The organism is Rhizobium sp. GN54, from assembly GCF_021026345.1.
Lineage (GTDB): Bacteria > Pseudomonadota > Alphaproteobacteria > Rhizobiales > Rhizobiaceae > Mycoplana.
Map to the genome: position 1 here is coordinate 528,144 of NZ_JAJNCZ010000002.1, position 21,705 is coordinate 549,848.

Sequence of the window (21,705 nt, forward strand, 5' to 3'; positions counted from 1 at the left end):
ATGACGGGGACCATGACCGGGGCCGGCCCGGACGGGATCGTCCCAGGAGGGCCGCCTGCGGACGGGCGGCTGGCCGACAACATCGTCCACTTCGCCCGCGCGCTGCGCAAGGCCGGCCTGCGGATCGGCCCGGCCGCCGTCGCCGACGCGATCGAGGCGGTCCAGGCGATCGGCATCGGCGACCGCGAGGAGTTCCACACCGCGCTCCACTGCACGCTGGTCACCCGCCACGAGGACCGGGCGATCTTCGACGAGGCGTTTCGGCTGTTCTGGCGGTCGCGCGACCTTGTCCAGAAGATGATCGCGATGATGTCGCCGGTGGTGCGCCGGGAGGTCGAGAAGGAGCGCAAGAAGGCGGGGGAACGGCGGATCGCCGACGCGCTGTTCGCCGCGCCCGAGGACCGGCGGCCGCAGCGCGAGGAACCGGACGTGGAGATCGACGCCCGCTTCACCGCTTCGGTCAGCGAGGTGCTGCGCCGGATGGACTTCGCGCAGATGAGCGCCGCCGAACTGCGCCGGGCGAAGCGCGCGATCGCCGGGCTGAGCCTGCCGATGGACGCGGTCAGGACGCGCCGTTTCCGGCCGAGCACGGGCCGCTCTAAAGTGGATCCGCGCGCGACGATGCGAAAGGCGATGCGCACCGGTGGTGCGCTGATCCTGCCGCGCTACCGCGAGGCCCGGATGGTGCGTCCGCCGCTCGTGGTGCTCGCCGACATTTCCGGCTCGATGAGCCAGTACACGCGAATCTTCCTGCATTTCCTGCATGCGCTGACCGACCGCAGGCGGCGCGTGCACACCTTCCTGTTCGGAACGAGGCTGACCAACGTCACCCGGCAGATGCGCCACCGCGACCCGGACGAGGCCGTGGAAGAGTGCGCGCGCGCCGTGGAGGACTGGTCCGGCGGGACGCGGATCGGCGAGACGCTGAAGGCGTTCAACAGACTGTGGTCGCGGCGGGTGCTCGGGCAGGGCGCCGTCGTGCTCCTGATCACCGATGGGCTGGAGCGCGAGGACATCGCGACGCTTGAGGCGGAGATCGACCGGCTGCATCGCTCCTGCCGGCGACTCGTCTGGCTGAACCCGCTTCTGCGCTTCGAAGGCTTCGAGGCGCGGGCGCGGGGCGTGCTCGCCATGCTGCCGCATGTTGACGAACTGCGTGCCGTGCACAATCTAGAAGCCATCGAGGATCTTGTCGCGGCCCTTTCGGGCGAAGGAGGCGGACAGGCGGATCCCCGGCGGGTTCTCGCCGCACAAAGCTGAAGGAGGTTGCCATGGATGACGCGACAGATACCCTCGATCCGCTGGCCGTGGCGGAGCGCTGGATGGATGACGGCCGCACCGTCGCGGTCGCCACCGTGGTCGAAACCTGGGGTTCGGCGCCGCGGCCGGTCGGCAGCCACCTCGTCATCGACGCCGACGGCAATTTCCACGGATCGGTATCGGGCGGCTGCGTCGAGGGCGCGGTCATCACCGAGGCGCAGGACGTGATCGACAGCTGCGAGCCGCGGATGCTGGAATTCGGCGTTGCCGACGAGACGGCCTGGCGGGTCGGGCTTTCCTGCGGTGGCCGCATCCGCGTCTATCTGGAGCGGCTCGGCTGATGGATCCGCATTGTCTTCGCAAGCTCAATGCCGAGCGCCGTGCCCGCCGCGCCGTGGTGTCCCTGACGGATCTCGGCGACGGACGTGACCGGATCGTGCGCGAGGCGGATGCCGTGGTCGGGCCGCTGGGCGAGGCGATCACGGCCGCCTTCCGCTCCGGCCGGTCGGGCGTGGTCGAGGTCGAGGGCCGCAGCTATTTCCTCAACGTCCACCTGCCGCCGCCGCGCATCGTCGTGATCGGCGCGGTCCATATCAGCCAGGCGCTGGCGGCGATGGCGAAGGTAGCCGGATTCGATCTGTCGATCGTCGATCCGCGGACCGCCTTTGCCACCGAGGAACGCTTTGCCGGCGTCGATCTCGTCGCCGACTGGCCGGAGGACGTGCTGAAGCAGCGGCCGCTCGATGCCTATACCGCGCTGGTGGCGGTGACGCACGACCCGAAGATCGACGATTTCCCGATCCGTACGGCGCTTGAGGCGGGCTGCTTCTATGTCGGTGCGCTCGGCAGCCGGAAGACGCATGCCAGGCGCGTGGAGCGGCTGCTCGGGGCGGGCATGGACGCGGCTGCGATCGAACGCATCCGCGCGCCCATCGGCCTCGACATCGGCGCGGCAAGCCCGGCGGAGATCGCCGTCGCCATCCTCGCGGAGGTGATCGAGGCCTTCCGCCGGCGGGAACTCAATCGGGGGGCGGCATGATCTTCGGGGAGATGCCCGCCGAAGCGGCGGCCGGAACGATCCTGGCGCACGGGGTGCGCGGCGACGGCGTGTCCTTCTCCAAGGGGCACAGGCTCACCGAGGCGGACTGCCGGCTGCTGCTGGCCGTGGGCGTTGAGCATGTCTTCGCCGTGCGCCTTGAGCCCGGCGACCTCGACGAGAATGCCGCCGCCGCACGGCTGGCTGCGGCGATCGGCCCGGATCACCTGACCTTCACAACGCCGTCGACCGGCCGCGTCAACATTCATGCCGCCGTCGACGGGCTGTTGATCGCCGACCGGGTCGCGATCGACAGTTTCAACCGCGTCGACCCCGCGATCACGATCGCGACCTTGCCCGATCACGCGACCGTGCGCCCGGGCGACATGGTGGCGACGATCAAGATCATTCCGCTGGCGGTGGCCGGGGACGCGGTCGAGCGGGCGACGGCGGCGCTCGCCGGTGCCGGCGCGCTCCTCGTCAAGCCGTTTGCGGCGCGCCGGGTCGGCCTGATCGCCACCGTGCTCCCGTCGCTGAAGCCGAGCGTGATGGACAAGACACGGCTGCTTCTGGAACACAGGCTGTCGCCGTCGGGAAGCAGGCTCGGCGGCGAGACGCGGGTGGCGCACGAGACGGCTGCCCTTGCCGATGCGCTCGGACCGGCATCGCGCGACAACGATCTCGTGATCGTCTTCGGAGCGTCGGCCGTTTCCGACGCGGGCGACGTGATCCCGGCCGCGATCCGGCTGGCCGGTGGCCGTGTCGAGCAGGTGGGGATGCCTGTCGATCCCGGCAACCTGCTCGTCCTCGGCCATATCGGCGAAACGCCGGTGATCGGCGCGCCGGGCTGTGCGCGCAGTCCCAAGGAGAACGGTTTCGACTGGGTGCTCGCCCGCATCATGGCCGGCGAGACGCCGGGACGGGCGGAACTGACGGGCATGGGCGTTGGCGGGCTGCTCGCCGAAATCCCGACCCGGCCGCGGCCGCGCGAGGTCAAGGGCGAGCGCCGGGGCGGCAGTGACGCTGCGCGGAACGTCGCGGTCGTCGTGCTGGCCGCCGGGCAGGCGCGGCGGATGGGCGCCGGCGGGCGGCACAAGCTGCTCGCCGAGTTCGATGCCATACCGCTGGTGCGCCGGTCGGTTGTGGCTGCCATCGAGGCATCGCCGTCGCGGGTGGTGCTCGTCACCGGCCACCGGGCCTGGGAGATCGAGGCGGCCGTCGCCGGCCTGCCGGCGGCAATCGTCCGCAATCCGCTCTACAGGGAGGGCATGTCCACGTCGCTGAACGCCGGCCTCGACGCGGCGGGGGCCGATTGCGACGGCGTGCTGGTCCATCTCGCCGATATGCCCGGCGTGACCGCGGCGGACCTCGCAAGGCTGATCGAGGCCTTTGCCGGCGCCGGCGGCAATACGATCGTGCGGGCCGTCTCCGCCGGCAAGCGCGGTAATCCGGTGATCCTTCCGCGCGCGACTTTTCCGGCCGTCCGGGCGCTTTCCGGCGACGTCGGCGCGCGCCAGATCATCGAGACGTCCGGCCTCGACATCATCGACGTCGAGATCGGCCCGGCCGCGCATCTGGACGTGGACACGCCCGAGGCGATCGCCGAGGCCGGCGGCGTCCTGAAGGGGTAGCGATGGACAACGATGCGATCGAGGAGATGTTCCAGTCGCTGGGGCCGGTGACGATCAAGCGCATGTTCGGCGGCAAGGGGATCTATGCCGGCGACCTGATCGTCGCGCTCGAGGTGGATGGAGAGGTGCTGCTCAAGGCTGACGAGGTGACGATCCCCGAATTCGAGCTCTCCGGCTGCCGACAATGGGTCTATGAGGGAAAGAAGACCGGCGCGCCGCTGCGCATGCCGTACTGGAGCATTCCCGACGACGCCTTCGACGATCCGGACCTGATGGCCTGCTGGGTCCGGCTTGCGCTCGAGGCGGCCGTTCGCGCCGGCGTGAAGAAGTGAGGCGCAGCGGGTGTTACCGCGCGCGGAGTGCGGCGGCCGCCGCGGCAGTAAAGCGCGACAGCGGCTGGGGCAGGTCGTTCAGGGTGAACCAGCCGAATTCCGGCAGCTTGTCCGGTTCCATCACCTGCGGCTCGCCGGAAAAGTCCTCGGTGACGTAGATCAGCGACAGCCAGTGCTGGTTGTCCGCCGCGATGATCTGTTCCGACAGGCAAAGGAAATCGAGCCGGCCGAAGGAGAGGCCGGTCTCTTCCTCGGCCTCGCGGCGGGCCGCGTCGCGCGAATGCTCCATGTGGTCGACCTTGCCGCCGACGATGTTCCAGTGGCCGGCTTCCGGCGCGCGCGTGCGGCGATAGAGCAGCAGCCGACCGTCACGGACCACGGCGAGGCCGCAGCCAACGCCGGTAACTTCGGAGCCTGGAACGGGCACGGGAAGCGGATCAGGCCTTGCCGGCGATCAGCATGAAGGCCGGGATGTCGTCGCCGAAGCCGACCGGCGTCGGGCCGTCGTCCTCGTCGCGGCGATAGCGGCTGCGGCGGTCGCGGTTGTCGTCGTTGGCAGGACGCTGGTTGCGTACCGGCTGGCTCGGCCTCGTGTCGTTGTGGCGGTCGGCTTTCACGGTATCGCTCCCTTTGTCCGCTGCGATGGCATCCTTGCCATTGTCGTCGCGGCGGTTGTCGCTTTTATGACTGTTTCCACGCTCGCGATCACGATCCCGTTCGCGACCACGGCCGCCCTTGCGGGGCTTCTCGCGTTCGTCGGTTTCCGTCAGGACGGGAAGAGCGGAAAGATCGCCGTCCAGCCAGTCGACCTTCTTGTCGATCAGCTTTTCGATGGCGTCGGAGAACTTGGTGTCGCGCTTGGTGACGAGCGTGAAGGCGGCGCCCGAGCGGCCGGCGCGGCCGGTGCGGCCGATGCGGTGGACATAGTCCTCCGCGTGGATCGGCACGTCGAAATTGAAGACGTGGCTGACGTCCGGAATGTCGAGGCCGCGGGCTGCGACGTCGGAGGCGACGAGCAGCTTGATGTTGCCGTCCTTGAAGTTCGCCAGCATGGTCATGCGCGAACGTTGGTCCATGTCGCCGTGCAGCGCGCCGACGGAGAAGCCGTGCCGGTCGAGCGAGCGGAAGAGATCGGCGACGTCCTTCTTGCGGTTGCAGAAGATGATCGCGTTCTTGAGGTCTTCCTGGGCGCGGATCAGGTCGCGCAGCTTGGAACGCTTCTCGTAGTCCTTGGCGTGGGCAGCGACGAAGCGCTGGCTCACGGTCGCGGCGGTCGACGAGGGGCGGGCCACCTCGATGCGCTCGGGGTTCTGCAGGAAGCGGTCGGCCAGCTTCTGGATTTCCGGCGGCATGGTCGCGGAGAAGAACAGGGTCTGGCGGGTGAAGGGAATGAGCTTGGCGATGCGTTCGATGTCGGGGATGAAGCCCATGTCGAGCATGCGGTCGGCTTCGTCGATCACCAGCACCTCGACGCCGGTCATCAGGAGCTTGCCGCGCTCGCAATGGTCGAGCAGGCGGCCGGGGGTGGCGATCAGCACGTCGGCGCCGCGCTCCAGCTTGCGATCCTGCTCGTCGAAGGAGACGCCGCCGATCAGGAGCGCGACGTTGAGCTTGTGATTCTTGCCGTACTTGTCGAAGTTCTCGGCGACCTGGGCCGCCAGCTCACGGGTCGGCTCGAGGATCAGCGTGCGCGGCATGCGCGCCCGGGCCCGGCCCTTTTCCAGGATCGTCAGCATCGGCAGCACGAAGGACGCCGTCTTGCCGGTGCCGGTCTGCGCGATCCCCAGGATATCCCGGCGCTGCAGCGCGGGCGGGATCGCCCCGGCCTGTATCGGAGTGGGAATCGTGTAGCCCGCGTCGGTGACTGCGGAAAGTACCTTTTGGCTCAGGCCAAGATCTGAAAAAGTGGTCAAAGGGAAATCTGTTTCCGTTCCGGTTCTTGCGAACGCTTGGTGTTTCAGCTGAAGGGATGCCCGCTGGATGCAGCGCACATAGTCCGAAAGCGCCGGAAAGTCAAGGAAACGGGCGATTCTTGCAGATCGGCAGGTGAAGCGAAGGTTAAGCCCACCTGCCGGCTCGCGCCCGACCCCTCAATTCATGTAGGTGGAAAGCTTGTTGCCGGCCGACAGAAAGCGGGCGGGATCGCTGGCACGACCGTGACGGCGGACCTCGTAATGCAGGTGCGGACCGGTCGAGCGGCCGGTGGAGCCTGACAGCCCGATCGTCTCGCCCGCGTCCACCGTGTCGCCGGCCTTGACCAGAACCCGCGACAGGTGGGCGTAGCGGGTCGAAAGGCCGCTGCCGTGGTCGATTTCGACGAGATTGCCGTAGCCGCCGGTGCGGCCCGCGGTGACGACCGTGCCCGAGCCGGTCGCCTGGACGGCGCTGCCGACGGGCAGCCGGAAGTCGATACCCGCATGCAGGGCCAGGCGACCGAGGAAGGGATCGGTGCGATTGCCGAAGCGGCTCGACACCTGGCTGCCGGGCGAGGGGTTGGCGAAGGGCAGACGGCGCACGGTTCCGCGCATCAGTTCCAGCCGGTTGAGGGCGGTGTCGAGCTGTCCGAGCGAGGTCTCGAAGCCGTCGCCGGTTTCCGGCTCGACGAAGGGACCGCCGATCGCGTCGCCGGCCGCTTCCGTGCCGCCTTCGGCCGGCACGGCGATGTCGTTGCGGGCGAGGATCCGTTCGATCGCATCGGCCGTCTCGGCGGCGCCCGCCGTCAGGGACGTGATCCGGGAGAGCTGCTGGCGCTCGATGTCCTTCAGCGACAGCGTCACCTTCGAGAACATCCGGTCGGTGCGGTCGGCAACCGATTCGCCCGGAGCGGCATAGGCCAGGGCTGCTGCGGATGCCTGTCGCGGCGCGGCTGCCGCCGTGCTCCTGCCGAGCAACCGATCGATCGCCTTCAGGCCGGGGGCGGCCTCGGCGCGGCGGCCATAGGCCGGTTCGGCCGGCTGCAATTCTGGCTCGGCCGTGCCTGAAAGGCCGGCGTCGCCGGCGCGGTTCAGCAGGGTGTCGAGCTTGCCGTTGCGTTCGGTCAGCGCCAGTTGCTGCTGGAAGAGCTTTTCGACCTTCTCCTCGACCACCTGCTGGTCGAGAAGCTGCCGGCTCGTCACCCGGTCGACCTGGGCGCGGAGTGCGGAGATGCGGTCCTCGTAGTCATGCTGCATGCGGGCCTGCCGGGCCATGGTGGCACCGATCAGGCCGTCGCGCAGCACGAGATAGGAAGTGGCGGCGAGGTATCCGACGGTGAACATGCCGGCAAAGCAGAAGGCGACAGCCAGCATCCAGGGGCGGACGGTCATGTGGCGGATGCGGTCGCCGGAGGCGAGGATGATGATATGCTGCGGCTCTTTCCTGCCGAAGACCCGATTTTCAGGACGATCCGCCACCACAACCCCCGACAACCAATGCACTGCCCCTTGGTTGTCCGGAATTACACACGGTTAAGGTTAACAAAGCTTTGCGGAGGCGGGCGGATCGTTAACTCTGGCTGACGGAAACGAGGCTGCGATAGAAGGACGGCGTCAGTCCGGCCTCGGCGCGGGCGACGTCGTTGAAGGGTGCCTTAAGCGATCCGCGGAAGTTGACGCGCACGAGTTGCTGGAAGGTCGCCGCGGGGTCCTTTCTTTCGCGGGCGCAGAGGAAGCGGAACCACTTGGCGCCGACGGCGACATGGCCCTTCTCGTCATTGTAGATGACGTCGAGGATATCGGCGCTCTCGATGTCGCCGGTCTCGCGCATCTTCTCCTGCAGCACGGGCGTCACGTCCAGTCCGCGCGCCTCGAGAATCAGGGGGACGACGGCAAGGCGGGCGGTCAGGTCGTTGCGGGTGCTGTGGGCGGCCTGCCAGAGGCCGTCATGGGCCGGCAGGTCGCCATAGTCGGCGCCGAGCGCGCGCAGCCTGTCGCGGATCAGGCGGAAGTGCTTGGCCTCCTCGAAGGCCACCTGCATCCAGCCGTCGAAGAAGGAATGGGGCACGCCTCTGGTGGTGAAACGCGCGACGATGTCGAGCGCGAGGTCGATGGCGTTGAGCTCGATATGGGCCAGCGCGTGCAGGAGCGCGATGCGGCCCTTGAGCGTGTGCAGCGAGCGCTTCTTCATGTTCTTCGGCGGCACCAGTTCCGGTCGATCCGGCCGGCCGGGGCGATCGGGAAGCGGCGGGTCGAGCGGGGAGCGGACGGAGAGCGTGCGCGCGAACCAGCGCCGCGCCGTCTCCTGCGTCAGTTCGGTCTTTGCGTCGAGATCGGCGGAGCGGATTGCCAGCGTGGCGCCGCCGCGCAGGCTTTGGATCGATGGAAGTGACGTTTTTTCAGAAATATGTGGCATTTTCCTAAAGTTCTTTCGCACGCGCCAGCACGGCTTCCGCGTGACCCGCCACCTTCACCTTCGGCCAGATCTCGGCGATCTCCCCGTCCTTGTCGATCAGGAACGTGGTCCGCTCCACCCCCATATAGGTGCGGCCGTACATGCTTTTCTGCTTCCAGACACCATAGGCCTCGAGCACGTGATGGTCCTCGTCCGAGAGGAGCGTCACCTTCAGGTCGTGCTTCGCCTTGAAGCGGTCGTGTTTGCGAACCGGATCCGGCGAGATGCCCAGCACCGCCACGCCTGCTGCCGCGAAATCGCCGATCAGCGCGGAGAAGGCGATGTTTTCCACAGTGCAGCCCTCGGTGTCGTCCTTGGGATAGAAGAAGAGAACCGCCGGCTTTCCGCGCAGTCCGGCCAGCGATACCTCGCCGCCGCCGTCGGCGGGAAGGGAGAAATCCGGCGCGGGCGCGCCCGAAGACAATTCCGCCATGGTATTTCCTTTCTTTGGACAGGTTTTTGGGTCATGCGGAGCCGATCCCCGGTATATAGTGCCCGCAGGAATCGTCCAGTCGCATTCGGCCGGCGGGGCATCTGGCTGGCGAGGCGACGTCGGCGTGCCGACACGATGAACGGAACAACCGCGACATGAGCGACATCCGCGGCGAGAAGGTGAGGTTCGGGCGGGACGATATCGTGTCCCTGCACGCGCTTCCGTCCGCGCAGGCGCATGAGCCGGTGATTCTTCACTGCACCGACCGGCCCAGCCATTTCTCCGTACTGACGCGGCTTGTCGCCTGCCTTGCCGGTATCACCGCCCTTGTCGTGCTTCTGGTCGTGGCAACGGTGGAAAGCGGACTGGTCGACAGCACGCTGAACACCCGTGCGCTGGCGGCGCTCAACCGCGCGGTCGGCCCCAACTACACAGCCGAGGTGGAGAAGACGGTGATCCGCTTCTCCAGTTTCGGCGGACTGGCGTTGCGGGCGGAGAACGTGTCCTTCGACCGCAAGGAGGATGGCGAGAACGTCGCCAATGCCAGCGCGGTGGGGATCGTGCTGGATCCGCTGGCGCTTCTGACCGGCCGGGTCGCGCCTTCGCGGCTGGACATAGACGGGGCGATGTTCAACCCGGCGATGCTGCCGAAGGGGCCGCCGATCGATTTTTCCACCCTGCGGCTCGACGCCGTGCCGTCCTACCAGGAGACGGCGTTTGCGGCGCTGGAGCGGTTCCGGACGATGGTGTCCGGCTCCGGCCTGTCGCGCGTTCGCGTCACGAACCTGTCGCTGCCGGTCACCGGGGCCGAGGGGCGACCGATGACGCTTGCTGTCGAGCGCCTCACCTTCGCCCGGGACAGGGGCGGGGACCTGTCGATCGAGGGGCGCTACCAGCTTGACGGCAAGGAAGGCCAGATCGACCTGATCGCCAGCGGCACGGGCCCCAAGGGCGAGATCCGCGGCGAGATTTCCGGCATTCCCACCGGCGGCTTCACCCTGCGGCACGCGGCGGAGGGCGAGATTCGCACCGGCGTGGACGCGCAGGCGACCGTCTCCCTCTCGGCGGCGCGCGGCGGCGAGGGGAGCAAGCCGCGGCTGGACCTTGCCGTTTCCACCGAGGGCGGCACGCTCTATCTCGGCGGCGGGGCGGCGGACATCGAGCCGAGCCGGATCGTGGCTTACTACGACTATGAACGCCGTGCGGTCGAGATCGGCAAGTCGGAGGTGCATGTCGGCGCGTCCTCCTTCCCCTTCACTGGCGGGCTCATCGACCTGGATCGCCTGCCGGGCCAGGCAGGGCCTGGTTTCGGCATCGACGTTCTCGTGGAGGATGCCGTCAGCGCGCCGATCGACACGGGTGCAACGCCCGTCCGCTTCGAGGCCAAGGCTTCCGGCCGGCTGCTGCCGCCGACGAAGCAGGTCCTGTTCGACGAACTCGGCGTCTCGACCCCGCGCGGCTCGCTTGCCGGCTCGCTCGGGATCACGTTCGGGGGACAGAAGCCGGCGGTGAATTTCGCCATGGTCGGCGACACGCTGGATGCCACCACGGTCAAGCAGATGTGGCCCTACTGGCTCGGCCGACGGGCCCGCCAGTGGGTGATCGCCAACATCTACGGCGGCACGGTGACGAACGGGCGCATCGAGGTGTCGATGGCCGCGGACCGGCCGCCCGATCCGGATGGCCGCCTGCAACTGCGCGAAGGCGAACTGACCATCACCTTCGACATCACCAACACGCGCCTCAACATCGCCGGCGACATCCCGCCGTTGCGGGACGCCGCCGGCCATTTCGAACTGCATGGGCAACATCTCGATATCGCCCTGACCGGGGGCACCGCCTTCATGGGGTCGGGCCGGTCTGTGGCGGTCACCGGCGGCACGTTCCGGCTGCCGGACACCTATGTGCGACCGCTGATGGCGGAGATGGACCTCGACATTTCCGGGGCGGGCGACGCGATCGCCGAACTGATCACCTACCGTCCGATCGACGTGCTCAAGAAGACGCCGTTCACACCCGACGACTTTTCCGGTCCGGTGAAGGCGAATGTCAGGGCGCGCTTCGGGCTGGTGCGCGACCAGAGCCCGCCGCCGCCGCAATGGACGGCCGACATCGACCTGCTCGGCGTCGACCTGAAGACGCCGATCGCCGGCCGCACGATCACGGAGGTCGAGGGAAACCTCGTCGTCAATCCGGTGCGGGCCGACCTGAAGGCCAAGGCGCGCATCGACGGGGTGCCGCTCGACGTCGTGCTCGTCGAGCCCGTCAGCCAGACGGCCGGATTGAAACGGGACCTGACCGTGACCGGCACGATTTCGGAGAAGGACCGGACCCGGCTGTTTCCGGGGGTTGCCGACCTGATCGCCGGTCCCGTCGGGATCGCGGTTTCGACCGCGCCGGACGGCAGCCACAGGGTCGAGACGGATCTCGGCCGGAGCCTCGTGCAACTGCCGTGGATCGGCTGGGAGAAGGGCGCCGGCGTGCCGGCCAAGGCCACGTTTGCGCTGGGGACGCCGGTGGACGGCGTGACGCGCCTGTCTGATTTCGATTTCTCCGGCGACGGCTTCACCATCGCCGGCGACGTGTCGCTCAAGGACGGCGGCCTCAGTGCCGCCCGCTTCGACAAGGTCCGCCTCTCGGCGCAGGACAGCTACGCCCTCAACCTCGAACGGACCCGATCGGGCTATGCCGTCAAGGTGGAGGGCGACACGGCCGACGTGCGGCCCGTGCTCGCCCGGCTGAAATCCAGCCCGGGCGGGGCGGGGGGCGGCGGCACCGGCGGCGTCTCGGTTTCCGTCCGCGCCGATATCGGCCGGGTCGTCGGTTTCAACGGGGAGACGCTTCGCAGCTTCAAGCTCGCCTATGCGCACGACGGCACCCGGCTTTCCGGCCTCGACTTGACGGGCGTGACCGGCAGCGGCCAGGCCGTCGTGGCGAAGCTTTCGAAGGGCGGCGCGGAGCAGACGCTGGAAGTGACCACCGGCGATGCCGGGGCACTCGCGCGGCTTTCGAACCTCTACCGGCACATGGGTGGCGGTCTGCTGAACATGAAGCTGAAGGGCGGCGCCGACGGCGCCTGGCGCGGTCCGGTTGACATCCGCCAGTTCCGGCTGGAGGGCGAGGAGAAGCTGCGCTCGATCGTCTCCACGCCTGCCGGTGGCAAGAGCCTGAACGAGGCGGTGCGAAGCGAGATTGACACGAGTTCGATGCGGTTCGAGCGCGGCTTTGCCTTCGTCGTCTCCAAGGACGGTACGCTGCGGGTGGAAAACGGTGTGGTGCGGGGTGATGCGGTCGGGGCCACCTTCCAGGGCATGGTGCGAAACGCCAGCGGGCAGATGGAGATGACCGGCACGTTCATGCCGGCCTACGGGCTCAACCGGCTGTTCGCCGAGTTGCCGCTGATCGGCTTCATCCTCGGCAACGGCAGCGACCGCGGCCTGATCGGCATCACCTTCAAGCTCACCGGCCCGTTCGACCAGCCGCGGCTGATGATCAACCCGCTGTCGGTCATCGCACCGGGCGTATTCCGGAACATCTTCGAGTTTTGAGGGGGCGGCAGCCGCCGACTTCGAGGTCGCGGCGCTCCCTCATCCGGCCCTTCGGGCCACCTTCTCCCCAATGGGGAGAAGAGGGAACTGGCGGCTTGCTTGCCGAACGGCCCGTCTCAGGCGGGCCGCACCAGCATGTGCTTCTTCTTGCCGAGCGACAGCTTGACGACGCCGTCGGCCGTCACCTCGCCGGAGCCGATCGTCATGCGCTCGTCGTTGACGGCCTTGTCGTTGATCCTGACGGCGCCGCCCTGAACATGCCGGCGGGCTTCGCCGTTGGAGGCGGCGAGACCAGCGCGGACGATCAGCGACAAGAGGCCGATTCCGGCTTCGAGCTCCGCCGTCGGCACCTCGACGGACGGCAGGTTTTCGGAAAGCGCGCCTTCCTCGAAGGTCTTGCGCGCGGTCTCCGCCGCCTGCTCGGCATTCTCGCGGCCGTGCAGCATGGCGGTGATCTCGGTGGCGAGGATCTTCTTGACCTCGTTGATCTCCGCGCCGCCGAGTGCCGACAGTCGCGCGATCTCGTCCATCGGCAACGTCGTGTAGAGCTTGAGGAAGCGGGAGACGTCGGCGTCCTCGGTGTTGCGCCAGTACTGCCAGAAGTCATAGGCCGACAGCATGTCCGGGTTCAGCCAGACGGCACCATTGACCGACTTGCCCATCTTGGCGCCGGAAGCGGTGGTCAGGAGCGGCGAGGTCAGCGCGTAGAGCTGCGGCGTGCCCATGCGGTGGCCGAGGTCGATGCCGTTGATGATGTTGCCCCACTGGTCGGAGCCGCCCATCTGCAGGCGCGTGCCGGTACGCCTGTTCAGCTCGACGAAGTCGTAGGCCTGCAGGATCATGTAGTTGAATTCGAGGAAGGACAGCGACTGCTCGCGGTCGAGCCGCGTCTTGACGCTGTCGAAGGACAGCATGCGGTTGACCGAGAAATGGCGGCCGACGTCGCGCAGGAATTCGAGGTAGTTGATGCCGAGCAGCCAGTCGGCATTGTTGATCATCAGCGCGTCCTTCGGACCGTCGCCGTAGGTCAGGTAGCTGGAGAATACCTTCTTGATCGAGGCGATGTTGGAGGCGATCGTCTCCGGCGTCATCAACTGGCGCGCCTCGTCCTTGAAGGAGGGGTCGCCGACCATGCCGGTGCCGCCGCCCATCAGCGAGATCGCGCGGTGGCCGGTCTGCTGCAGCCAGTGCAGCATCATGATCTGGATAAGGCCGCCGGCATGCAGGCTCGGCGCGGTCGGGTCGAAGCCGATATAGGCCGTCACGGTCTCCTTGCAGAGCAGGTCGTCGAGGCCGGTTTCATCCGAGATCTGGTGGATGAAACCGCGCTCGCTGAGCGTGCGGAGGAAATCTGACTTGAAACCCGACATTGGTCTTCTCTCTTGCAGGGGGAGATATGCGAACGAATGGCGGGGCATCTAGCACTGTTTTTGCGCATAATCACTCCAAAAGTGATTCTGGATTTTCGCCATGGGACGCATACGAACCGCGATCGGATTGATGAGCGGCACCAGCATGGACGGCATCGACGTCGCGCTCGTGAAGACGGACGGCGAGGGTGCGGTCGAGCGGGGACCGGCCATGGGCGTCTCCTACGATCCGGCCTTCCGCAAGCGGCTTCAGGCGGCGCTGGAGACGGCGAAGGCGATCGGGCGCAGGCAGGATCGGCCGGGCGATCTCGCAGATGTCGAGCGCGAACTGACGCTGCGCCATGCGGCGACCGTCGCTTCGTTCCTCGGTGCCAACGAGTTGAGGAAGGCCGATGTCGACGTGATCGGCTTCCACGGACAGACGGTGCTGCACCGGCCCGATGAGGGCCTGACGGTGCAACTCGGCGACGGAGGGCTGCTTGCACGTGAGACCGGCATCGACGTGGTCTATGACATGCGGGCGAACGACATGGCCCATGGCGGGCAGGGCGCGCCGCTCATTCCCGTCTATCATGCGGCGCTCGCCCGCAACCTGCCTGATGGCTGCGCCTTTCCGGTCGTCTTCGTCAATATCGGCGGCATTTCGAACCTGACCTATGTCGGCGCGGACGGCGAGATTGTCGCTTTCGACAGCGGGCCCGGTAACACGCTGATCGACCAGTGGGTCGAGGCGCAGGCCGGCATTCCCTTCGACCAGGGCGGGATGATCGCCAGCGAAGGCCGGATCGTCGCCGGCCTTGCCGCCCGCTATCTCGACCATCCCTTCTTCACCGCGGCCGTGCGGCGTTCGCTCGACCGCAACGATTTTGCTCCGCCGGCAGGCGGGGAGGCGACGCTGGAGGACGGCGCGCGGACGCTCGCCCATGTCACCGCCGCCGCCATCCTGAAGTCCGCCGGACATTTGCCGCAGCCTCCAAAGACCTACGTGGTCTGCGGCGGGGGGCGGCTGAACCGGATCATCATGGGCGATCTCGGCGACCTTGCAGGTGAGCAAGGGGCGCGGGTGATCCCGGCGGAGGACGCGGGATTGGATGGCGACAGCATAGAAGCGGAAGCCTGGGCCTATCTGGCGGTGCGTGCGCTGGATGGGCTGCCGCTGACGTTTCCCGGGACCACGGGTGTGAAGGCGGCTGTTACGGGTGGGGTGGTGGTGCGTCGCGCAGCCCCAGCGTGATCGCCGGCAATCAGGAAAGATCGTCAGAGATGGCGTCCGGAATCCTGTCGTATGCCGAGTATGCGCAGCACGAGGATATGGTCAATCTCGATGCGGTAGTAGATCGCGTGGCCGCGATGAATGAGCCGTCGGACATTCGGGCGAACGGCAGAAAAGTCGATTCCGAGTGCGGGATGGTTCGGAAGATCGGCAAGCGCCGTCTTCAGACTGCGTTCATAGGAATCCCATTGCGCGGTGCCAAAATTCGCGACCGTATAGTCGTAAGCTGACGCGAGATCGTCTTCGGCCATCCGTGTGAACCGGAGGGCCTTCAACCTCAGCGTACCGTTCTTTTGCTGCCGGAACGCGCGAATGCGAGAACTTCGTCGAGCCGGCGCTCGCTGACGCCGCTGTCTTCCGCCTCGTCCAGAAGTTCCCGCAACTGTTCGACCGCGGCTTCCCGCTCGGCCATTTCCTTGGCGACGAGGTCTGCAAGATATTCGCTCAGAGATGCGTAGTGACCGTCTGCCAAGCGTCTGCCGACATACTCGGCAATCGGTTCCGGCAGGGCGATGGTATGCTTGGTCATCAGGGCTTCCCGCATTTGGTCCATGGAAAGATAGTCCATTTGGCTCGCCTGCTCAATGCGCGCCCGGGAAGCGAAAAACCGCCGGATTTCTCCGGCGGTCGCATGACAGGTCCGATTGAATTGAGCGCTCTACCTGATCCGCTTGGCGGCAGGCTCCGGCGTCAGTTCGCCGGCGAGGCGGCGGTCGAGGTAGTCTTCGCATTCGGCCATCAGGGTCTCCGTCTGGCCGTTGAAGAAGTGGTTGGCGCCGGGGACGGTCTTGTGGGTGATCAGGATGCCCTTCTGCGCCTTCAGCTTCTCGACCAGGCCGTTGACGTCCTTTTCGGGGGCGACCTTGTCCGAATCTCCGTTGATGATCAGGCCGGAGGACGGGCAGGGGGCGAGGAAGGAGAAGTCGTAGATGTTCGGCTGCGGCGCGATCGACATGAAGCCTTCGATCTCCGGCCGGCGCATCAGAAGCTGCATGCCGATCCAGGCGCCGAAGGAGTAGCCGGCGACCCAGCAGCTCTTGGAATCCGGATGCAGGCTCTGCACCCAGTCGAGCGCGGAGGCGGCATCGGAAAGCTCGCCGGCGCCATGGTCGAATTCGCCCTGGCTGCGACCGATGCCGCGGAAATTGAAGCGGAGCGTGGTGAAGCCGCGCTTCTGGAACATGTAGAACAACTGGTAGACGATCTGGTTGTTCATCGTGCCGCCGAACTGCGGGTGCGGGTGCAGGATGATCGCGATCGGGGCGTTCTTCTGCTTGGAAGGCTGGTAGCGGCCTTCGAGGCGACCGGCGGGTCCGTTGAAGATGATTTCGGGCATTCGTACTCCGAGACGTTCTTTTGAGGATCAAAAACCGTTTCGATGGCGCTGGAAGTCTTGACGAAACCAGTCAGCTTTTCTAGAAACCAGTTTAGAACCGTTCGAAACTTTGCTACGCTGTCTGCGTGCCTGAGGTTCGTCTCATACGGCAAGCCCGGCGGAAATTTCAAGGAAAATGCTCGCCGCACTGCCCAAGACGCTATCGGAGCCTTTTCGATCATGCCTGAGAGGGTGAGGACATATCTGGACTGGAACGCGACGGCGCCGCTTTCGGCTGCCGCCCGCCAGGCCGTGCTGGCCGCGCTCGAGCTCGATGGCAACCCGTCCTCCGTCCACGGCGAGGGCCGGGCGGCGCGGGCGCTGATCGATGCGGCGCGACGCGACATCGCGGCCCTCACCGGGGCGGAGGCCGCGCACGTCACCTTCACCAGCGGCGCCACCGAGGCAGCCAATACGGTGTTGACGCCGGAATTCCGCATGGGCCGCACGCCGCTTTCGATCGGCCGTCTCTATGTCTCGGCGATCGAGCATCCTGCGGTGCGCGAGGGCGGCAGGTTCGCCGCCGACCAGGTCACGGAGATCGCGGTGACGCCGGCGGGCGTCGTCGATCTTGCGGCGCTGGAGGCCTTGCTCGACGCCCACGATACGGCGTCCGGCCTGCCGATGGTCGCCCTCATGCTCGCCAACAACGAGACCGGCATCGTCCAGCCGGTGGCCGAGGCGGCTGCGATCGTGCACAAGCGCGGCGGGCTTCTGGTGGTCGATGCCGTGCAGGGAGCCGGCCGGCTGCCGCTGTCGATGGCCGGGCTCGATGCAGACTTCCTGATCCTGTCGGCGCACAAGCTGGGCGGCCCGAAGGGGGCCGGCGCGCTGGTGTCGCGCGGCGAGGTCCTGATGCCGCGGCCGCTGATCCATGGCGGCGGGCAGGAGAAGGGCCACCGTTCCGGCACCGAGAACGCGGCCGCGATCGCGGGCTTTGCGGTGGCGGCGCGCGCGGCACTTGACGGCATGGCGGAGCGCGTCGGACAGATCGCGCGCCTGCGCGACCATATGGAGGCGCGGATGGCCGAGATCGCCGCCGCCGTCGTCATCCACGGCCGCGACGTTTCGCGCCTGTGCAACACGACCTTTTTCAGTCTACCGGGGCTGAAGGCGGAGACGGGGCAGATCGCCTTCGATCTCGAGGGCATCGCGCTGTCGGCCGGCTCGGCCTGCTCGTCCGGCAAGGTGGGTGCCAGCCACGTGCTGACGGCGATGGGTTTCGACACCGGGCTCGGGGCGTTGCGCGTCTCGCTCGGGCCCGAGACGTCGGAAGCCGAGGTCGAGCGCTTCCTCGAGGCGTTCGGACGCATTGCGGGCCGGCGGCGACGCGATGTCGCGGCGGCCTGACGAAAGTTGCGGAAACACAAGTTTCTGCTTGCCAAAAGGTGTGAAAAGCTCCTTCTGGCGCCTACATAACCGGCGGATACCCGCCACACGTTGACAAGCTGCCGGACCTTGGATCCGGCGAGATTGGAGAACGACATGCCTGCTGTGCAGGAAACGATCGATCAGGTCCGTCTGATAGACGTCGACCAGTACAAATACGGCTTCGAGACGACGATCGAGATGGAGAAGGCGCCGAAGGGCCTTTCCGAGGACATTATCCGTTTCATTTCGGCCAAGAAGAGCGAACCCGACTGGATGCTCGAATGGCGGCTTGAGGCCTATCGCCGCTGGCTGACGCTCGAGGAGCCGACCTGGGCGCGCGTCGACTATCCGAAGATCGACTTCAACGACCTCTATTACTACGCCGCGCCGAAGAACCAGACGGGGCCGAAGTCGATCGACGAGGTCGATCCGGAAATCCTCAAGACCTACGAGAAGCTCGGCATTCCGCTGCGCGAGCAGGAGATCCTGGCCGGCGTCCAGACGTCGAAGATCGCCGTCGACGCCGTGTTCGATTCCGTCTCCGTCGTCACCACCTTCAAGGAAGAGCTGAAGAAGGCCGGCGTGATCTTCATGTCGATCTCGGAAGCGATCCGCGAACATCCCGAACTGGTGAAGAAATACCTCGGCTCCGTCGTGCCCACGACCGACAACTTCTATGCGACGCTGAATTCGGCGGTCTTCACCGACGGTTCGTTCGTGTTCGTGCCGAAGGGCGTTCGCTGCCCGATGGAGCTTTCGACCTATTTCCGCATCAACGAGAAGAACACCGGCCAGTTCGAGCGCACGCTGATCATCGCCGAGGAGGGCGCCTACGTGTCCTACCTCGAGGGCTGCACCGCGCCGCAGCGTGACGAGAACCAGCTGCATGCAGCCGTGGTCGAACTCGTCGCGCTCGACGATGCCGAGATCAAGTATTCCACCGTCCAGAACTGGTATCCGGGCGACAAGGAAGGCAAGGGCGGCATCTACAACTTCGTCACCAAGCGGGGCGATTGCCGCGGCAAGAACTCCAAGATCTCGTGGACGCAGGTGGAAACCGGTTCGGCGATCACCTGGAAGTACCCTTCCTGCATCCTGCGCGGCGACGGTTCGCGCGGCGAGTTCTATTCGATCGCGGTGTCGAACGGCCACCAGCAGATCGACAGCGGCACCAAGATGATTCATCTCGGCAAGAACACGTCGAGCCGCATCATCTCGAAGGGCATTGCCGCCGGCGTGTCGCAGAACACCTATCGCGGCCAGGTCTCGACCCACCGCAAGGCGGAGAACGCGCGCAACTTCACCCAGTGCGATTCGCTGCTGATCGGCGACCGTTGCGGCGCGCACACCGTGCCCTACATCGAGGCGAAGAATTCCTCGGCGCAGTTCGAGCACGAGGCGACGACGTCGAAGATCTCCGAGGACCAGCTGTTCTATTGCCTGCAGCGCGGCATCCCGGAAGAGGCGGCGATCGCGCTGATCGTCAACGGCTTCGTCAAGGAAGTGATCCAGGAACTGCCGATGGAATTCGCCGTCGAGGCGCAGAAGCTGATCAGCATCTCGCTGGAAGGCTCGGTCGGCTAGCGCCCTTGTTGAGAAATCGGGCGCGCCGACGCGCGCCATGTCCCATTCGATCCCTCAGAGGATACATTCATGCTTGAAATCAAGAACCTGCACGCACGCATCGCCGAGGACGGCACCGAGATCATCCGCGGCCTGAACCTGACCGTCCGGGACGGCGAAGTCGCCGCGATCATGGGGCCGAACGGCTCGGGCAAGTCGACGCTGTCCTACATCCTGTCGGGCCGCGAGGACTACGAGGTCACCGAGGGCGACATCCTCTATAACGGCGAGAGCATCCTCGAGCTCGATCCGGCCGAGCGCGCCGCCAAGGGCATCTTCCTGGCGTTCCAGTATCCGGTCGAGATCCCGGGCGTCGCCACCATGCAGTTCCTGAAGGTGGCCATGAACGAGCAGCGCAAGGCGCGCGGCGAGGACGAGCTTTCCACGCCGGACTTCATGCGCCGCGTAAAGGAAGCGGCCAACGAGCTGCAGATCTCGCCCGAGATGCTGCGCCGGCCGCTCAACGTCGGCTTTTCCGGCGGCGAGAAGAAGCGTGCCGAAATCCTGCAGATGGCGTTGCTGGAACCGAAGCTCTGCGTCCTCGACGAAACCGACAGCGGCCTCGACATCGATGCGCTCAAGATCGTCGCCGACGGCGTCAACGCGCTGCGTTCCCCCGATCGCTCGGTCATTGTCATCACCCACTACCAGCGCCTGCTCGACTACATCGTGCCGGACACCGTCCACGTGCTCTACAAGGGCCAGGTGATCAAGTCGGGTGACAAGACGCTGGCGCACGAACTCGAAGCCAATGGCTATGCCGACATTATCGAGGCAGCCGCCTGAGCCGGGAAGGACGCGATCCATGAACATGCAAGCAGGGATCAAGTTGACGGCGGCGGAAGCGGCGCTGGTCGACATCTACAACGAGCAGCTGGGCGAACTCCCCGGCGACGGCGCGACCTTGCTCGCCCGCGACACGCTGCTCAGCGACCTGAAGAAGGCCGGACTGCCGACCCGCCGCGTCGAGGCCTGGCACTATACCGACCTCAAGGCGTTGCTCAGGGCCGTGCCGGCCTTCGTGCGCGGCGCCGATGCCGGCCGCGTCGATCCGATCGTGCCGGGCTCGGCAGTGCTGTCGGTCGTCAACGGCAAGGCACATGCCCGCGTGATGCAGGAAGGCATCACTGTCCGCTCCTATGGCGAGGCGCTGCTCGACGGTTCGGCTGCGACCGATCTCGTCGCCCGTGACGGCGACGACGTGATCGGCCGGATCAACGGCTCCTTCGTCCGCGACGGGCTTTCGATCGATTTCGAAGACGGGCTCGTGGTCGAGGGGCCGATCGAGATCCAGTCGGTGCAGAACTGCGGCCAGGTCAATACCCGTTTCCCGGTCCGCTTCGGCGCGGGCTCGAAGGCGACCGTGATCGAACGGCACCTCGCCGTTGGCGAGGCGGCGGCACTCGTCACCTCCGTCACCGACGTGACGCTTGCCGATGGCGCCGAGGTTACCTGGATCATCTTCCAGTCCGAAGGCGAGGCCGACACGCATCTGGCGCAGTTCAAGGCCGAACTCGGCGCGGACGCGAAGCTCAGGCTCTACGTCATCAACGGCGGCGGCAAGCTGGTGCGGCAGGAGATCCATATCGGCGTGACCGGCGAGGGCGCCGACCTGACGCTGCGCGGCATCAACCTTCTCGGCGGCGAGAGCCACACCGACGTGACCTTCACCGTCAGCCACGACGTTCCGCACACGACGTCCAGCGAAGTGATCCGCAACGTCGTGCTCGACCGCGCCCGCGGCGTGTTCCAGGGGCAGATCTGCGTCGCCCAGGATGCGCAGAAGACGGACGCGAAGATGTCGTGCAACACGCTTCTTCTTTCCGACGATGCGGAATTTTCCGCCAAGCCGGAGCTGGAGATTTTCGCCGACGACGTCCAGTGCGGCCATGGCGCGACCGTGATCGACATCGACCACACCCAGTTGTTCTACCTGATGGCGCGCGGCATTCCGGAAAACCGGGCTCGTGCCATGCTGGTCAACGCCTTCGTCGCCGAGATCGTCGAGGAACTGGAAGACGAAACGCTGGTCGAGGCGCTGGAAGGCGTGATCTCCGACTGGCTGGAAAAGCACGCGTGATGGGA

General features: G+C 66.6%; 20 protein-coding genes. 11 read left to right on the forward strand and 9 right to left on the reverse strand.

What is annotated here, in order from left to right:
* Genes LQK81_RS08490 through LQK81_RS08510 form a run of 5 tightly spaced genes read left to right on the forward strand, consistent with a single transcriptional unit; the run spans position 1 to position 4,259 of the window.
* Positions 1-1,260 (forward strand): vWA domain-containing protein, encoded by a 1,260-nt coding sequence (locus tag LQK81_RS08490; protein WP_442967102.1) that lies wholly within the window; start codon positions 1-3, stop codon positions 1,258-1,260.
* 11 nt (positions 1,261-1,271) lie between these two features.
* Positions 1,272-1,601, forward strand: coding sequence for an XdhC family protein (locus LQK81_RS08495; RefSeq protein ID WP_230805327.1), 330 nt, complete (start codon positions 1,272-1,274; stop codon positions 1,599-1,601).
* Entirely contained in the window at positions 1,601-2,299 is a 699-nt protein-coding gene (locus tag LQK81_RS08500; protein WP_230805328.1) for an XdhC family protein, read from the forward strand. Before LQK81_RS08495 ends, LQK81_RS08500 begins: the two co-directional genes overlap by 1 nt.
* On the forward strand, positions 2,296-3,927 hold the full coding sequence (locus LQK81_RS08505) for an NTP transferase domain-containing protein (RefSeq protein ID WP_230805329.1): 1,632 nt from the start codon (positions 2,296-2,298) through the stop codon (positions 3,925-3,927). Before LQK81_RS08500 ends, LQK81_RS08505 begins: the two co-directional genes overlap by 4 nt.
* Positions 3,928-3,929: 2 nt before the next feature.
* The gene (locus LQK81_RS08510) at positions 3,930-4,259 is read left to right on the forward strand and encodes a TfoX/Sxy family protein (protein ID WP_230805330.1); all 330 of its coding nucleotides are present in this window, start codon (positions 3,930-3,932) and stop codon (positions 4,257-4,259) included.
* Positions 4,260-4,272: 13 nt separating this feature from the next.
* Here LQK81_RS08510 and LQK81_RS08515 read toward each other — a convergent pair whose 3' ends face one another.
* The 5 genes from LQK81_RS08515 to bcp form a co-directional block, all read right to left on the reverse strand.
* Complete coding sequence (locus LQK81_RS08515; RefSeq protein WP_230805331.1) at positions 4,273-4,686, reverse strand: NUDIX domain-containing protein; 414 nt, start codon at positions 4,684-4,686, stop codon at positions 4,273-4,275.
* Positions 4,687-4,696: 10 nt separating this feature from the next.
* On the reverse strand, positions 4,697-6,172 hold the full coding sequence (locus tag LQK81_RS08520; RefSeq protein ID WP_230805333.1) for a DEAD/DEAH box helicase: 1,476 nt from the start codon (positions 6,170-6,172) through the stop codon (positions 4,697-4,699).
* A gap of 177 nt (positions 6,173-6,349) precedes the next feature.
* Positions 6,350-7,651 (reverse strand): M23 family metallopeptidase, encoded by a 1,302-nt coding sequence (locus LQK81_RS26335; protein WP_230805335.1) that lies wholly within the window; start codon positions 7,649-7,651, stop codon positions 6,350-6,352.
* 91 nt (positions 7,652-7,742) lie between these two features.
* Positions 7,743-8,588 carry a ferritin-like domain-containing protein gene (locus tag LQK81_RS08530; protein WP_230805337.1) on the reverse strand — a complete coding sequence of 282 codons (846 nt, stop codon included), beginning with the start codon at positions 8,586-8,588 and terminating at the stop codon, positions 7,743-7,745.
* Positions 8,589-8,592: 4 nt separating this feature from the next.
* Positions 8,593-9,060: a thioredoxin-dependent thiol peroxidase gene (gene bcp, locus LQK81_RS08535; RefSeq protein WP_230805338.1), complete on the reverse strand. Its 468-nt coding sequence runs from the start codon at positions 9,058-9,060 to the stop codon at positions 8,593-8,595.
* 155 nt (positions 9,061-9,215) lie between these two features.
* On the opposite strand from bcp, the gene LQK81_RS08540 reads away from it, so the two are divergent.
* The gene (locus LQK81_RS08540; RefSeq protein ID WP_230805340.1) at positions 9,216-12,608 is read left to right on the forward strand and encodes a DUF3971 domain-containing protein; all 3,393 of its coding nucleotides are present in this window, start codon (positions 9,216-9,218) and stop codon (positions 12,606-12,608) included.
* 116 nt (positions 12,609-12,724) lie between these two features.
* On the opposite strand, the gene tyrS is transcribed toward LQK81_RS08540, so the two are convergent.
* On the reverse strand, positions 12,725-13,978 hold the full coding sequence (gene tyrS, locus LQK81_RS08545; RefSeq protein ID WP_230805342.1) for a tyrosine--tRNA ligase: 1,254 nt from the start codon (positions 13,976-13,978) through the stop codon (positions 12,725-12,727).
* A gap of 100 nt (positions 13,979-14,078) precedes the next feature.
* Between tyrS and LQK81_RS08550 the strand changes: the two genes are divergently transcribed.
* Positions 14,079-15,212, forward strand: a complete 1,134-nt coding sequence (locus LQK81_RS08550) for an anhydro-N-acetylmuramic acid kinase (protein WP_230805344.1) — start codon at positions 14,079-14,081, stop codon at positions 15,210-15,212.
* Positions 15,213-15,235: 23 nt separating this feature from the next.
* On the opposite strand, the gene LQK81_RS08555 is transcribed toward LQK81_RS08550, so the two are convergent.
* The 3 genes from LQK81_RS08555 to LQK81_RS08565 form a co-directional block, all read right to left on the reverse strand.
* The gene (locus LQK81_RS08555) at positions 15,236-15,526 is read right to left on the reverse strand and encodes a type II toxin-antitoxin system RelE/ParE family toxin (protein ID WP_269064750.1); all 291 of its coding nucleotides are present in this window, start codon (positions 15,524-15,526) and stop codon (positions 15,236-15,238) included.
* 2 nt (positions 15,527-15,528) lie between these two features.
* Positions 15,529-15,819, reverse strand: coding sequence for a ribbon-helix-helix domain-containing protein (locus tag LQK81_RS08560; RefSeq protein WP_230805348.1), 291 nt, complete (start codon positions 15,817-15,819; stop codon positions 15,529-15,531).
* A gap of 90 nt (positions 15,820-15,909) precedes the next feature.
* Positions 15,910-16,587 carry an alpha/beta hydrolase gene (locus LQK81_RS08565; RefSeq protein ID WP_230805350.1) on the reverse strand — a complete coding sequence of 226 codons (678 nt, stop codon included), beginning with the start codon at positions 16,585-16,587 and terminating at the stop codon, positions 15,910-15,912.
* A gap of 219 nt (positions 16,588-16,806) precedes the next feature.
* Between LQK81_RS08565 and LQK81_RS08570 the strand changes: the two genes are divergently transcribed.
* The 4 genes from LQK81_RS08570 to sufD all read left to right on the forward strand — a co-directional run bounded on the left by LQK81_RS08570 (position 16,807) and on the right by sufD (position 21,700).
* Positions 16,807-17,976 carry a cysteine desulfurase family protein gene (locus tag LQK81_RS08570; protein WP_230805351.1) on the forward strand — a complete coding sequence of 390 codons (1,170 nt, stop codon included), beginning with the start codon at positions 16,807-16,809 and terminating at the stop codon, positions 17,974-17,976.
* Positions 17,977-18,111: 135 nt separating this feature from the next.
* Positions 18,112-19,581, forward strand: a complete 1,470-nt coding sequence (sufB, locus tag LQK81_RS08575) for a Fe-S cluster assembly protein SufB (protein ID WP_230805353.1) — start codon at positions 18,112-18,114, stop codon at positions 19,579-19,581.
* Between the two features lie 69 nt (positions 19,582-19,650).
* Positions 19,651-20,406, forward strand: a complete 756-nt coding sequence (gene sufC / locus LQK81_RS08580; RefSeq protein WP_230805355.1) for a Fe-S cluster assembly ATPase SufC — start codon at positions 19,651-19,653, stop codon at positions 20,404-20,406.
* Between the two features lie 19 nt (positions 20,407-20,425).
* Entirely contained in the window at positions 20,426-21,700 is a 1,275-nt protein-coding gene (sufD, locus tag LQK81_RS08585) for a Fe-S cluster assembly protein SufD (protein WP_230805357.1), read from the forward strand.
* The last annotated feature ends 5 nt before the right edge of the window (positions 21,701-21,705 follow it).

Bases quoted from the DNA above. Each gene is read 5' to 3' on its own strand.
- LQK81_RS08530 (WP_230805337.1), bottom strand. From the start codon at position 8,588: ATGCCACATATTTCTGAAAAAACGTCACTTCCATCGATCCAAAGCCTG.
- tyrS (WP_230805342.1), bottom strand. From the start codon at position 13,978: ATGTCGGGTTTCAAGTCAGATTTCCTCCGCACGCTCAGCGAGCGCGGT.
- LQK81_RS08565 (WP_230805350.1), bottom strand. From the start codon at position 16,587: ATGCCCGAAATCATCTTCAACGGACCCGCCGGTCGCCTCGAAGGCCGC.
- LQK81_RS08495 (WP_230805327.1), top strand. From the start codon at position 1,272: ATGGATGACGCGACAGATACCCTCGATCCGCTGGCCGTGGCGGAGCGC.
- sufB (WP_230805353.1), top strand. From the start codon at position 18,112: ATGCCTGCTGTGCAGGAAACGATCGATCAGGTCCGTCTGATAGACGTC.
- LQK81_RS08560 (WP_230805348.1), bottom strand. From the start codon at position 15,819: ATGGACTATCTTTCCATGGACCAAATGCGGGAAGCCCTGATGACCAAG.
- LQK81_RS08570 (WP_230805351.1), top strand. From the start codon at position 16,807: ATGCCTGAGAGGGTGAGGACATATCTGGACTGGAACGCGACGGCGCCG.
- LQK81_RS08540 (WP_230805340.1), top strand. From the start codon at position 9,216: ATGAGCGACATCCGCGGCGAGAAGGTGAGGTTCGGGCGGGACGATATC.
- LQK81_RS08510 (WP_230805330.1), top strand. From the start codon at position 3,930: ATGGACAACGATGCGATCGAGGAGATGTTCCAGTCGCTGGGGCCGGTG.
- LQK81_RS08490 (WP_442967102.1), top strand. From the start codon at position 1: ATGACGGGGACCATGACCGGGGCCGGCCCGGACGGGATCGTCCCAGGA.
- bcp (WP_230805338.1), bottom strand. From the start codon at position 9,060: ATGGCGGAATTGTCTTCGGGCGCGCCCGCGCCGGATTTCTCCCTTCCC.
- LQK81_RS08505 (WP_230805329.1), top strand. From the start codon at position 2,296: ATGATCTTCGGGGAGATGCCCGCCGAAGCGGCGGCCGGAACGATCCTG.
- sufC (WP_230805355.1), top strand. From the start codon at position 19,651: ATGCTTGAAATCAAGAACCTGCACGCACGCATCGCCGAGGACGGCACC.
- LQK81_RS08550 (WP_230805344.1), top strand. From the start codon at position 14,079: ATGGGACGCATACGAACCGCGATCGGATTGATGAGCGGCACCAGCATG.
- LQK81_RS08500 (WP_230805328.1), top strand. From the start codon at position 1,601: ATGGATCCGCATTGTCTTCGCAAGCTCAATGCCGAGCGCCGTGCCCGC.
- sufD (WP_230805357.1), top strand. From the start codon at position 20,426: ATGAACATGCAAGCAGGGATCAAGTTGACGGCGGCGGAAGCGGCGCTG.